This is a genomic window from Dickeya undicola (assembly GCF_000784735.1).
Classification (GTDB): Bacteria; Pseudomonadota; Gammaproteobacteria; order Enterobacterales; family Enterobacteriaceae; genus Dickeya; species Dickeya undicola.
This window is the reverse complement of the sequence record NZ_JSYG01000032.1, coordinates 1-12,274: the sequence shown is the minus strand read 5'-3', so window position 1 is coordinate 12,274 and position 12,274 is coordinate 1. Positions and strand designations below refer to the sequence as shown.

13 protein-coding genes, 2 tRNA genes and 1 other RNA gene are annotated in these 12,274 nt (G+C 52.0%); all 16 read left to right on the top strand.

Features of this window, described 5'->3' with window-relative positions; genetic code table 11:
- Nucleotides 1-41 precede the first annotated feature (41 nt).
- A complete protein-coding gene (sucC, locus tag OB87_RS14065; RefSeq protein WP_033570057.1) occupies nucleotides 42-1,208 on the top strand; it encodes an ADP-forming succinate--CoA ligase subunit beta in 1,167 nt (388 codons plus the stop codon).
- On the top strand, nucleotides 1,208-2,080 hold the full coding sequence (sucD, locus tag OB87_RS14060) for a succinate--CoA ligase subunit alpha (protein WP_033570056.1): 873 nt from the start codon (nucleotides 1,208-1,210) through the stop codon (nucleotides 2,078-2,080). Before sucC ends, sucD begins: the two co-directional genes overlap by 1 nt.
- Nucleotides 2,081-2,783: 703 nt before the next feature.
- Nucleotides 2,784-4,349, top strand: a complete 1,566-nt coding sequence (gene cydA / locus OB87_RS14055) for a cytochrome ubiquinol oxidase subunit I (RefSeq protein ID WP_033570055.1) — start codon at nucleotides 2,784-2,786, stop codon at nucleotides 4,347-4,349.
- Between the two features lie 12 nt (nucleotides 4,350-4,361).
- A complete protein-coding gene (cydB, locus tag OB87_RS14050) occupies nucleotides 4,362-5,501 on the top strand; it encodes a cytochrome d ubiquinol oxidase subunit II (RefSeq protein ID WP_033570054.1) in 1,140 nt (379 codons plus the stop codon).
- Nucleotides 5,502-5,517: 16 nt separating this feature from the next.
- Nucleotides 5,518-5,634, top strand: coding sequence for a cytochrome bd-I oxidase subunit CydX (gene cydX / locus OB87_RS19990; protein ID WP_012770583.1), 117 nt, complete (start codon nucleotides 5,518-5,520; stop codon nucleotides 5,632-5,634).
- Nucleotides 5,631-5,924 carry a cyd operon protein YbgE gene (gene ybgE, locus OB87_RS14045; protein ID WP_033570053.1) on the top strand — a complete coding sequence of 98 codons (294 nt, stop codon included), beginning with the start codon at nucleotides 5,631-5,633 and terminating at the stop codon, nucleotides 5,922-5,924. The genes cydX and ybgE overlap by 4 nt, the downstream gene beginning before the upstream one ends.
- A 134-nt stretch (nucleotides 5,925-6,058) precedes the next feature.
- Nucleotides 6,059-6,463 carry a tol-pal system-associated acyl-CoA thioesterase gene (gene ybgC, locus OB87_RS14040; protein ID WP_033570052.1) on the top strand — a complete coding sequence of 135 codons (405 nt, stop codon included), beginning with the start codon at nucleotides 6,059-6,061 and terminating at the stop codon, nucleotides 6,461-6,463.
- Entirely contained in the window at nucleotides 6,460-7,146 is a 687-nt protein-coding gene (tolQ, locus tag OB87_RS14035) for a Tol-Pal system protein TolQ (protein ID WP_033570051.1), read from the top strand. Before ybgC ends, tolQ begins: the two co-directional genes overlap by 4 nt.
- 12 nt (nucleotides 7,147-7,158) lie before the next feature.
- Complete coding sequence (tolR, locus tag OB87_RS14030; RefSeq protein WP_012770579.1) at nucleotides 7,159-7,584, top strand: colicin uptake protein TolR; 426 nt, start codon at nucleotides 7,159-7,161, stop codon at nucleotides 7,582-7,584.
- Between the two features lie 110 nt (nucleotides 7,585-7,694).
- Nucleotides 7,695-8,891 carry a cell envelope integrity protein TolA gene (tolA, locus tag OB87_RS14025; RefSeq protein ID WP_033570050.1) on the top strand — a complete coding sequence of 399 codons (1,197 nt, stop codon included), beginning with the start codon at nucleotides 7,695-7,697 and terminating at the stop codon, nucleotides 8,889-8,891.
- A 132-nt stretch (nucleotides 8,892-9,023) separates the two neighbouring features.
- A complete protein-coding gene (gene tolB / locus OB87_RS14020) occupies nucleotides 9,024-10,310 on the top strand; it encodes a Tol-Pal system beta propeller repeat protein TolB (RefSeq protein WP_033570049.1) in 1,287 nt (428 codons plus the stop codon).
- Between the two features lie 38 nt (nucleotides 10,311-10,348).
- Nucleotides 10,349-10,855 carry a peptidoglycan-associated lipoprotein Pal gene (pal, locus tag OB87_RS14015; protein WP_012770576.1) on the top strand — a complete coding sequence of 169 codons (507 nt, stop codon included), beginning with the start codon at nucleotides 10,349-10,351 and terminating at the stop codon, nucleotides 10,853-10,855.
- Between the two features lie 9 nt (nucleotides 10,856-10,864).
- Nucleotides 10,865-11,686: a cell division protein CpoB gene (gene cpoB, locus OB87_RS14010; RefSeq protein WP_033570048.1), complete on the top strand. Its 822-nt coding sequence runs from the start codon at nucleotides 10,865-10,867 to the stop codon at nucleotides 11,684-11,686.
- Nucleotides 11,687-11,860: 174 nt separating this feature from the next.
- A tRNA-Lys gene (locus tag OB87_RS14005) sits at nucleotides 11,861-11,936 on the top strand.
- 33 nt (nucleotides 11,937-11,969) lie between these two features.
- Nucleotides 11,970-12,045: transfer RNA gene (locus OB87_RS14000), tRNA-Lys, on the top strand.
- A gap of 44 nt (nucleotides 12,046-12,089) precedes the next feature.
- Nucleotides 12,090-12,214: non-coding RNA, RtT sRNA (locus OB87_RS19985), on the top strand.
- The last annotated feature ends 60 nt before the right edge of the window (nucleotides 12,215-12,274 follow it).

Genomic DNA, 12,274 nt, shown 5'->3' with positions numbered 1-12,274 from the left:
AGTCTTTGGACTTATCTTCAAACTTAAATGGATAGAACATCATGAATTTACATGAGTATCAGGCAAAACAGCTCTTTGCTCGGTATGGTTTACCTGCACCTACCGGTTACGCCTGCACAACACCGCGTGAAGCGGAAGAAGCTGCATCCAAGATTGGCGCAGGTCCGTGGGTCGTGAAGTGCCAGGTACATGCAGGTGGCCGGGGTAAGGCTGGTGGCGTGAAGCTGGTGAATAGTAAAGAAGAGATTCGCACCTTTGCCGAAAATTGGCTGGGTAAGCGTTTGGTGACCTATCAGACTGACGCCAACGGTCAGCCGGTTCACCAAATTCTGGTGGAAGGCGCGACAGACATTGATAAAGAACTTTATCTGGGTGCGGTCGTCGATCGCGGCACTCGTCGTGTGGTGTTCATGGCATCCACCGAGGGTGGGGTAGAGATTGAGAAAGTAGCGGAAGAAACACCGCACCTGATCCATAAAGTCGCGTTGGATCCGTTGACGGGGCCGCAGCCGTATCAGGGGCGCGAGCTGGCGTTCAAACTGGGCCTCAGCGGTAAGCAGGTCGCACAGTTCACCAAAATTTTCATGGGTCTGGCGACGCTGTTCCTGGAGCGTGATCTGGCGCTGGTTGAAATCAACCCGCTGGTAATCACCAAACAAGGCGATTTGATCTGTCTGGACGGTAAGTTAGGTGCAGACGGTAATGCTCTGTTCCGTCAGTCGGAACTGCGCGAAATGCGTGACCCTTCTCAGGAAGACGCGCGTGAAGCACATGCCGCTCAGTGGGAACTGAACTATGTGGCGCTGGATGGCAATATCGGCTGCATGGTGAACGGTGCCGGTCTGGCGATGGGCACCATGGACATCGTGAAATTGCACGGTGGTTCTCCGGCCAACTTCCTTGATGTGGGCGGCGGTGCGACTAAAGAGCGTGTTACCGAAGCCTTCAAGATCATCCTGTCCGATGACAAGGTGAAAGCCGTGCTGGTGAATATTTTCGGCGGTATCGTGCGTTGCGACCTGATTGCCGACGGTATTATCGGCGCGGTAGCTGAAGTCGGTGTAAATGTTCCGGTAGTGGTGCGTCTGGAAGGCAACAATGCCGAACTGGGGGCGCAAAAACTGGCGGATAGTGGTCTGAATATCATTGCTGCGACCAGCCTGACGGATGCGGCTCAGCAAGTGGTTGCTGCAGTGGAGGGTAAATAATGTCCATTCTGATCGATAAAAACACCAAAGTCATCTGTCAGGGTTTTACCGGTAGTCAAGGGTCGTTCCATTCTGAGCAGGCGATTGCCTACGGTACGCAGATGGTGGGTGGTGTAACACCAGGTAAGGGTGGTACTGAACATCTGGGTCTGCCAGTATTTAATACCGTGCGCGAAGCGGTGGAAGCCACTGGTGCGACAGCGTCGGTTATCTATGTACCGGCTCCGTTCTGTAAAGACTCCATTCTGGAAGCCATTGATGCGGGTATCCAACTGATCATCTGTATCACTGAAGGTATCCCGACGCTGGATATGCTGACAGTGAAAGTGAAGCTTGAACAAAGCGGTGTGCGTATGATCGGGCCGAACTGCCCAGGTGTGATCACACCGGGTGCTTGTAAGATTGGCATCATGCCTGGCCATATTCATCTGCCGGGCAAGGTCGGTATCGTATCTCGCTCTGGTACGCTGACTTATGAAGCCGTGAAGCAGACCACGGATGCTGGCCTGGGTCAGTCGACTTGCGTAGGTATTGGTGGTGACCCGATTCCGGGTTCCAACTTTATCGACATTCTCAAGTTGTTTGAGCAGGATCCGCAAACCGAAGCCATCGTGATGATCGGTGAAATCGGCGGCACCGCGGAAGAAGAAGCAGCCGCTTACATCAAAGAGCACGTTACCAAACCGGTAGTGGGTTACATCGCTGGGGTGACGGCGCCGAAAGGTAAACGCATGGGCCATGCCGGTGCGATTATCGCGGGCGGTAAAGGCACGGCGGATGACAAATTTGCTGCGCTGGAAGCGGCAGGTGTCAAGACTGTACGTAGCCTGGCTGATATCGGCGATGCGGTAAAAGCTGTACTGGGACGTTAAGCCGCAGGCTCAGCGTACTGGAAGAATAGTGTGTAATATTTTTAAAGTTCGACATGTTTGGCCACCTCGGGTGGCCTTTTTTATATTTGAAGCTTGTCGCAAAAATATATCTTAAAAGAAAAGATATTTAATCAATGCGGTAACAATAAAGTAACAATGAAAGCATAAATTAAAAAATTCCATATTTGCGATCAACTCGCGCTATTTTTAATTAATATAAAAAATATATTATTAACGATACGCATCAGAAACCACTAAATCACATTATTTTAACATTTGATGAGATGTAAAATAAAAGGCGAACTTCATTAACATTGAGGCGCTAATTTGTTTTAGATCAAAAATCCAGGCTGGATATCCATTTGAAAATAAGATTAAATTGCGTCAGGTCAATCGCGCTCTTGAGGGTGTGAGGTGCGTGGATTGGTGTGGAATCAAAAAACTCAATCCGCATCACGTAAAAACCTATTTATTGTAGGGATGTAGAGGCGTAATATACCGATACTCTTATATGAGTATGCTATTTGTTATTCTGTGATTTCTTTTTGGCTTACTTTTCAAATGCGCCGTGGTGACGTGGTAGCGCATATTGAGGCCTGTGCTAAAGCAATTGTTGTGTTCTTTAGGTTACTAACTGCCGGGTATTTAGTGGCTTGTCCGTACAGCGAGCTAAAGACCCTCCTGCGAGGAGCAAGGAGTTAAGATGTTTGATGTAGTCGAACTGTCACGTTTACAGTTTGCCTTGACCGCGATGTATCATTTCCTGTTCGTGCCTTTAACGCTGGGGATGGCGTTTTTGCTGGCGATCATGGAAACCGTGTATGTCCTGTCCGGCAAACAAATTTACAAAGATATGACCAAGTTCTGGGGCAAGTTGTTTGCAATCAACTTTGCTCTTGGCGTTTCCACCGGTCTGACCATGGAATTCCAGTTCGGTACTAACTGGTCATATTACTCTCACTATGTCGGCGATATCTTCGGTGCACCTCTGGCAATCGAAGGATTGATGGCGTTCTTCCTGGAATCCACGTTTGTCGGGTTGTTCTTCTTTGGTTGGGATCGCCTGGGCAAGGTGCAGCACATGGCGGTAACCTGGCTAGTGGCATTGGGTTCCAACCTGTCTGCGCTGTGGATCCTGGTGGCCAACGGCTGGATGCAGAACCCGGTCGCGTCGGATTTCAACTTCGAAACCATGCGTATGGAGATGGTGAGCTTTGCTGATCTGGTACTGAACCCGGTTGCACAGGTGAAATTCGTTCACACTGTTGCTGCGGGTTATTGCACCGGTGCAATGTTCATTCTGGGCATTAGCTCCTACTATCTGCTGAAAGGGCGTGATGTTGCTTTTGCCAAACGTTCCTTTGCGATCGCAGCCAGCTTCGGTATGGCGGCGGTGCTGTCTGTTATCGTGCTGGGCGATGAGTCCGGTTATGAAATGGGCGACGTGCAGAAAACCAAGCTGGCGGCCATCGAAGCTGAATGGGAAACCCAGCCTGCACCGGCAGCGTTCACTCTGTTCGGTATTCCGAATCAGGAGACGATGGAGAACAAGTACGCGATTCAGGTTCCTTACATGTTAGGCCTGATCGCCACCCGTTCTACCGACAAGACGGTTACCGGTCTGAAAGAGCTGATGGAGCAGCATGAAGTGCGTGTCCGTAACGGGATGAAAGCCTATCACCTGCTGCAGCAACTGCGTTCCGGCAACACCGATCCAGCGGTTCGTGATGAATTCGTCAAGAACAAGCAGGATCTCGGTTATGGCCTGTTGCTCAAGCGCTACACCACCAATGTGTCTGATGCCAGCGAGGCGCAGATCAAACAGGCAGTCAAAGATTCTATCCCGCGTGTGGCGCCGTTGTATTTCTCCTTCCGCATCATGGTGGCCTGTGGCGTGCTGATGCTGCTGATCATCGGTCTGTCGTTCTGGACAGTGCTGCGCAACAAGATTGGTCAAAAACGCTGGCTGCACCGTATCGCGCTGTACGGCATCCCGTTACCGTGGATTGCTGTTGAAGCTGGCTGGTTTGTAGCTGAATACGGCCGTCAGCCGTGGGCGATTGGTGAAGTGTTGCCGACGGCTGTCGCTAACTCCTCGCTCACTGCGGGAGACATCCTGTTCTCCATGGGACTGATTTGTGGTTTGTACACACTGTTCCTGGTGGCTGAAATGTACCTGATGTTCAAGTATGCGCGTCTGGGTCCAAGCAGCCTGAAAACGGGGGCCTATCACTTCGAACAGCCGATCGCGGCTCAGGAAGCACGGTAACAGGAGTCCACTATGTTTGATTATGAAGTATTGCGTTTTGTCTGGTGGCTGCTGATTGGTGTGCTGCTGATCGGTTTTGCGGTCACTGATGGTTTCGACATGGGCGTTGGTGTGCTGGTTCGCCTGATGGGTCGCAACGATGTAGAGCGCCGCGTGATGATTAACAGCATCGCGCCGCACTGGGACGGCAACCAGGTTTGGTTGATCACGGCGGGTGGCGCACTGTTCGCTGCCTGGCCGATGGTGTACGCCGCCGCGTTTTCCGGTTTCTACATCGCCATGATTCTGGTGCTGGCGTCACTGTATTTCCGCCCGGTCGGCTTTGACTACCGGTCGAAAATCGAAGATCCACGTTGGCGCAACATGTGGGACTGGGGCATTTTCATCGGCAGTTTCGTACCGCCGGTGGTCATCGGGGTGGCCTTCGGTAACCTGTTGCAGGGTGTGCCGTTCCATGTGGATGAGTACCTGCGTCTGTACTACACCGGTAATTTCTTCCAGTTGCTTAACCCGTTTGGGTTGCTGGCGGGCGTTGTCAGCCTGAGCATGATCGTGGCTCAGGGTGCTACTTATCTGGTGATGCGTACCTCTGGTGATCTGCACTTCCGTGCCAAAAAGGTTGCGCAGTTTTCTTCGCTGGCGCTGACAGTTACCTTTGCTCTGGCTGGGGTCTGGGTGGTTTATGGCATCGACGGCTATGCGGTGACTTCGGTCATCAATACCGCTGGTGAATCTAACCCGTTGCATAAAGAAGTGGTGCGTCAGGCTGGTGCCTGGCTGGTCAACTTCAATCAGCACCCGATCCTGTGGGCTATCCCGCTGTTGGGCGTTGTACTGCCGCTGATGACGGCTGTCATGGCTCGGGCTGAAAAAGGCGCGATGGCGTTCCTGTTCTCCTCGCTCAGTATCGCCTGTGTGATTCTGACGGCTGGGATTGCCATGTTCCCGTTCATTATGCCGTCGGTAACGGTGCCGAATGTCAGTCTGACTATGTGGGATGCCACCTCCAGCCTGCTTACGCTTAGAGTGATGACCGTGGTAGCGATTATTTTCGTTCCCATCGTGCTGTCCTACACCATCTGGTGTTACTACAAGATGTTTGGACGCATCACCAAAGAGCATGTTGAGCAGAACTCTCATTCGTTGTACTAAGTAAGGAGCCTGACTTATGTGGTATTTTGCCTGGATATTGGGAACGCTTCTTGCTTGTTCGCTGGGCGTGATTACTGCTCTGGCACTGGAACAGAGCGAAGCAACCAAGACGAATCAAGATAAACCGCAATGATTGCTGTCATTGATCGTCTGTACCGCTGTATGGATAAGGGCCCGCTACGGGCCCTTTCCCTGATTATGGCGCTATTGCTGGCCGGTTGTGTATTTTGGGAACCGGCGCGTTTTGCCGCACGCACCAGTTCACTCGCGGTCTGGCAGGGGATGGCACTGATTTGGGCGGTTTGTACCGGTGTTGTCCACGGTGTGGGTTTTCGCCCTCGACGGATACGCTGGCGCGCCTTCTTTTCCCCTCTTCCGGCCTTTGTGATCCTGGCCGCAGGATTGTATTACTACTTCCTGTAAAATAATCTCTCATTCCTTTTGGTTATGGGTTGTCCGCAACCCATAATTATTTACCTTCCTGTACATAGAACCCATTCCAAACCTTATCCCTCTTGCGTATAGTAGCGGGGTTTATCGCGTTACCGGGATGTAGAGTGAGTAATAAAGTGTTCCGCTGGCCAGTGCGTGTCTACTATGAAGATACAGATGCAGGTGGTGTGGTTTATCACGCGCGTTATGTGGCCTTCTATGAACGGGCCAGAACCGAAATGTTGCGCGCACACGATTTTCATCAGCGTGTACTCATGAATGAACATGTTGTCTTTGCTGTTCGTAAAATAACGCTTGAGTATCTTGCCCCAGCGCGTCTTGATGACTTACTGGAAGTGCAAACCGAAATCGTTGTCATGCGCGGCGCTTCCCTGACATTCGCACAGCGAATCCTTGACTCACATGGCACCCTGCTAAGCCATGCCGAGGTTTTAGTCGCATGTATCGATCCATTTCAAATGAAGCCAATTGCGCTTCCTAAGTCTATTGTCGCGGAGTTTAAGCAGTGACTGACATGAATATTCTTGATTTGTTCCTGAAGGCTAGCCTTCTGGTTAAACTTATCATGTTAATTTTAATCGGTTTTTCCATCGCCTCCTGGGCGATTATCATTCAGCGTACCCGTATTCTGAATTCTGCGACGCGTGACGCCGAAGCGTTTGAAGACAAGTTCTGGTCGGGGATTGAACTGTCCCGTTTGTATCAGGAAAGCCAGACTCGCCGCGAAAGCCTGGGCGGAACCGAGCAAATCTTCTATGCGGGCTTCAAAGAGTTTGCCCGTTTACATCGCGCCAACAGCCATGCGCCTGAAGCGGTGGTGGAAGGCGCATCTCGCGCCATGCGTATTTCTATGAACCGCGAGCTGGAAACGCTGGAAACCCACATTCCTTTCCTTGGCACCGTCGGCTCCATCAGCCCTTATATCGGCCTTTTTGGCACCGTATGGGGGATTATGCACGCATTCATCGCGTTAGGTGCTGTGAAGCAGGCGACATTACAGATGGTTGCTCCTGGTATTGCGGAAGCGCTGATCGCCACCGCCATCGGTCTGTTCGCTGCGATTCCTGCCGTTATGGCCTATAACCGCCTGAATCAGCGCGTCAACAAGCTTGAGCAGAATTACGATAACTTCATGGAAGAGTTCATTGCTATCCTGCATCGTCAGGCTTTCTCCAGTGAAGGCAACCGTTAATCGGGAGGTGATATGGCTCGTGCGCGTGGTGGCCGCCGGTCGCTGAAATCCGAGATTAATATTGTTCCCCTGCTGGACGTGTTGCTGGTGCTGCTGCTGATCTTCATGGCGACCGCACCGATCATTACCCAGAGTGTGGAAGTGGATCTGCCGGATGCAACTGAATCCAAAACCGTATCCAGTAACGATAATCCACCCGTGATTGTCGAGGTATCCGGTGTAGGGCAATACAGTTTGGTGGTTGATCATAATCGTATGAATCAACTGCCTGCGGAGCAGGTGGTGGCTGAAGCCCAGTCTCGTCTGACCGCGAACCCGAAAACGGTCTTTTTGATCGGGGGTGCCAAGGATGTTCCTTATGATGAGATCATCAAGGCGCTGAATTTGTTGCATCAGGCTGGTGTCAAATCTGTCGGGTTAATGACACAGCCGATTTGACCGGCGAGTCCGTGAATGATGAAGTTTGTGGATGATAACGTTTGTACACGATGATGTTGTCACATGATGAGTAGTCATTTTTCTGGCAAAACTGTTTTTGGGAACCCCTTGTGTTAAAGGCAAACGAACGAAACGATAAGCTAAAGCGTGCCGTCATTATATCGGTCGTTTTGCACGTTATTCTGATTACGTTGCTGATTCTGAGTTCGCTCAACCAGAAGATGGATGATGCCAGCGGCGGTGGCGGCGGGTCATCCATTGACGCGGTAATGGTCGATCCCAGTGCGGTGGTCGATCAGTACAACCGGCAGCAGCAACAGCAGAGTGATGCCCGTCGTGCTGAACAGTTGCGTCAAAAGCAGGCGGAACAGCAGGCTGAAGAGCTGCAGGCGAAGCAGGCGGCGGAGCAGCAACGCCTGAAGGAATTGGAAAAAGAGCGTCTGCAGGCACAAGAAGAGGCGAAACAGCAGGCGCAGGAACAGGCCGAGCAACGTAAGCAGGCAGAAGAAGCCGCTCAAAAAGCGAAAGAACAGCAGAAGCAGGCAGAAGCTGCGGCCGCTAAAGCCAAAGCGGAGGCGGAGCAGCAAGCGAAAGCCGCCGCTGCAGCGAAGAAGCAGGCCGAAGACGAAGCGAAAAAACAGGCTGCTGCCGATGCGAAGAAAAAGGCGGAAGAAGAGGCTAAAGCCAAAGCTGCCGCCGCAGCAGAAGCCAAGAAGAAAGCAGAAGAGGAAGCCAAAGCTAAGGCGGCGGCTGATGCGAAGCAGAAAGCTGAGGAAGAGGCTAAGGCTGCCGCAGCAGAAGCAGCCAAGGAAAAGGCAGCTGCAGACGCTGCCAAGAAGGCAGAAGCGGCCGCTGCTGCTAAGAAAGCGGCTGATGATAAGAAAAAAGCGGCTGCCGCGGCGGCCAAGCAGGCCGGTGAAGTAGACGACCTGCTGGGTGGGCTGGCTGCATCGAAGAATGCGCCGAAAGGTGGCGGCAATGCTGCTGGTGGTGGAGCACCGGCCGGGGTGGGCAATAATAAGAAGAGCGGGGCATCCGGCGCGGCGCTGGACAGCTATGGCAGCCAGGTTCGTACCGCGATTCAGAGCAAGTTTTATGACTGGGAGTCCTACAAAGGGCGTACCTGTACGTTACGTATCAGACTGGCACCGGATGGTCTGCTGGTTGATGTGAAGAGCGAGGGGGGCGATCCTGCGCTGTGTCAGGCGGCGATTGCAGCGGCCAAACAGGCGCGGATACCAAAGCCACCCAGCTCTGATGTATATGAAGCTTTCAAGAACGCACCGATAGACTTTAAACCGCAGTGACCCGGTGGCCAGTTGGCGGAGTTTAAGACTATGACTATATCTGGTCACCGTGCACATCGTGTTTGTTGATATGGGTTTGTTAAAACGCTGCCAGGTTATCGTAGGCTCTGGAGCCTGGATAAGGGAGATGAGATGAAGCAGGCATTAAAAATTGCATTGAGTTTTCTGATGCTGTGGACGGCTGTGTTACATGCAGAAGTCCGCATTGAAATTACCCAGGGGGTCGATTCCGCGCGCCCAATCGGTGTGGTTCCGTTCAAGTCGACGGGCGGCGCTGTTCCGGAAGAAATCGGCAGTATTGTCGCTGCGGATTTGCGCAATAGTGGTAAATTCAACCCGATCGATCCGAGCCGTATGCCACAACAGCCGGGTAGTGCCGCTGAAGTGACTCCAGCCGCCTGGACCGCTCTGGGTATTGATGCGGTCGTGGTCGGCCAGGTTCAACCGACTGCGGATGGTTACCTGGTGTCCTATCAACTGGTGGATACCTCTGGCAGTGCAGGTAGTGTGCTGGCTCAGAACCAGTTCAAAGTGACCAAACAGTGGCTGCGTTATGCCGCCCACACAGCCAGTGATGAAGTGTTTGAAAAACTGACCGGCATCAAGGGCGCTTTCCGTACTCGCATTGCTTATGTGGTACAGACCAATGGCGGGCAGTATCCGTATGAATTGCGTGTAGCAGACTACGACGGTTACAACCAGTTTGTGGTACATCGCTCTCCGGAACCGCTGATGTCTCCGGCGTGGTCGTCAGATGGCAGCAAACTGGCGTACGTGACATTCGAAAGCGGCCGTTCTGCGCTGGTTGTTCAGACGTTGGCTAATGGTGATATCAAACAAGTCGCATCTTTCCCGCGTCATAACGGTGCTCCGGCGTTCTCTCCGGACGGCTCCAAACTGGCGTTTGCACTCTCCAAGAGCGGCAGCCTGAATCTGTATGTAATGAATCTGGGCTCTGGTCAGATTTCTCAGGTGACCGATGGTCGTAGCAACAACACTGAGCCGACCTGGTTCCCCGATAGCCAGACGCTGGCCTATACTTCTGACCAGGCTGGTCGTCCGCAGATTTATAAAATTGGTATCAACGGCGGTGCTCCTCAGCGTCTGACCTGGGAAGGTGCCCAGAATCAGGATGCTGAGATCAGCAGCGATGGTAAATTCCTGGTGATGGTCAGCTCCAACGGTGGCGCTCAGCACATCGCCAAACAGGATCTGGTAACGGGTGGCGTTCAAGTGTTAACGGACACGTTCCTGGATGAAACGCCGAGTATCGCACCCAATGGCACCATGGTAATCTACAGTTCCAAACAAGGGCTGGGTTCCGTGCTGCAACTGGTTTCGACCGACGGGCGTTTTAAAGCGCGTCTTCCGGCAACCGATGGTCAGGTGAGATTCCCTGCCTGGTCGCCGTATATGTAATCAAAATATGTACAATAACCTATTTAAAGGACATAGAAATGCAATTCAATAAAGTGCTGAAAGGCCTGATGTTGGCTCTGCCGGTGCTGGCTATTGCCGCATGTAGCTCCAACAAACACGCTAATAACGACCAGTCTTCCCTGAATGGCGGCGCTGGCATGGAAAATGGCGGCAACATGTCTTCTGCTGAGCAGGCTCGTCTGCAGATGCAGGAACTGCAGCGCAACAATATCGTTTACTTCGATCTGGACAAATACGATATTCGTCCTGATTTCGCTCAGATGCTGGATGCACACGCTGCTTTCCTGCGCAGCAACCCGTCCTACAAAGTGACTGTTGAAGGTCATGCGGACGAACGCGGTACACCGGAATACAACATCGCGCTGGGCGAACGTCGTGCCAACGCTGTGCAGATGTACCTGCAGGGTAAAGGCGTGTCTGCTGATCAGATCTCCGTGGTTTCTTACGGTAAAGAGAAACCTGCTGTTCTGGGTCATGACGAAGCTGCATGGTCCAAAAACCGTCGTGCCGTTCTGGTATACTAAGAGAATCGCATGAGCAGTAACTTCAGACATCACATGTTGAGTCTGTCGTTACTGGTTGGCGTAGCGGCCCCCTGGGCCGCTACTGCCCAGGCGCCAATCAGTAATGTCGGCTCTGGCTCGGTAGAAGATCGAGTCACTCAGCTGGAGCGTATTTCTAACGCTCACAGTCAGTTATTAACCCAACTTCAGCAACAACTCGCCGACACTCAGCGCGATATCGATGGCTTGCGCGGCCAGATCCAGGAAAACCAATATCAGCTGAATCAGGTCGTTGAACGTCAGAAACAGATCTATCAGCAGATTGACAGTCTGGGTTCTCAAAGCGGCAGTCAGTCTTCTGCTGCTGCGTCATCGGCTGCTGGAGCGGGCAACGCAGCGCCTGCAGCGGCGGCAACCAGCAATACTGGTGCGGCAAATAGCCCCAGCGCTGATTCGGCTGCGGCACCCGCCATGACTGGTGATGCCAATACCGATTACAACACGGCGGCGTCGCTGGTATTGGAAAAAAAGCAGTATGATCAGGCCATCGTGGCGTTTCAAAATTTCGTCAAGAAATACCCTGATTCAACCTACCAGCCGAATGCCAACTACTGGTTAGGGCAATTGTTCTACAATAAGGGTAAAAAAGATGATGCGGCTTATTATTTCGCCAATGTCGTCAAAAGTTACCCCAAATCTCCTAAAGCTTCGGAAGCAATGTTCAAGGTTGGCGTCATCATGCAGGAAAAAGGTCAGACTGATAAGGCCAAAGCAGTCTACCAGCAGGTAGTAAAAAACTACCCGAATACCGATGGTGCCAAGCAAGCTCAGAAGCGTTTAGCCGGTTTGTAATTCCCTTTCTGGTGCAAAAATTGCGCGATATGCGTGGTTTTTGCGCCAGAACGTTCAAGGGATAAGCAATTGAATTTTTTTTTCGGAAAATAGGTTGCACAGAAAAATTATATTAGTAATATATGCCGCCGTTGCCAGGGCGATGCTGAATCGCTGAAAGCAGCAAGATGTTTTGGGTCGTTAGCTCAGTCGGTAGAGCAGTTGACTTTTAATCAATTGGTCGCAGGTTCGAATCCTGCACGACCCACCAAAACAAGAATCTCTGTGTAGCATATCCCGTAGCGGGTCGTTAGCTCAGTCGGTAGAGCAGTTGACTTTTAATCAATTGGTCGCAGGTTCGAATCCTGCACGACCCACCACCGCTAAATAAATCACTCCTCTTTAATTCGCTCACCATTATTTCAATATCGCACAGTCGTGCAGGTGAGAAGCTGCGTTCAGGCTCGAGCCGAGCGAAGCGAGACAACAGCGCATCGCGCTGGCCCGAAGGGCGAGGCCGCAGGCCGAGTCATCCTGCACGACCCACCACCGCTAAATAAATCACTCCTCTTTAATTCGCTCATTGTTGTTTCAATATCGCACAGTCGT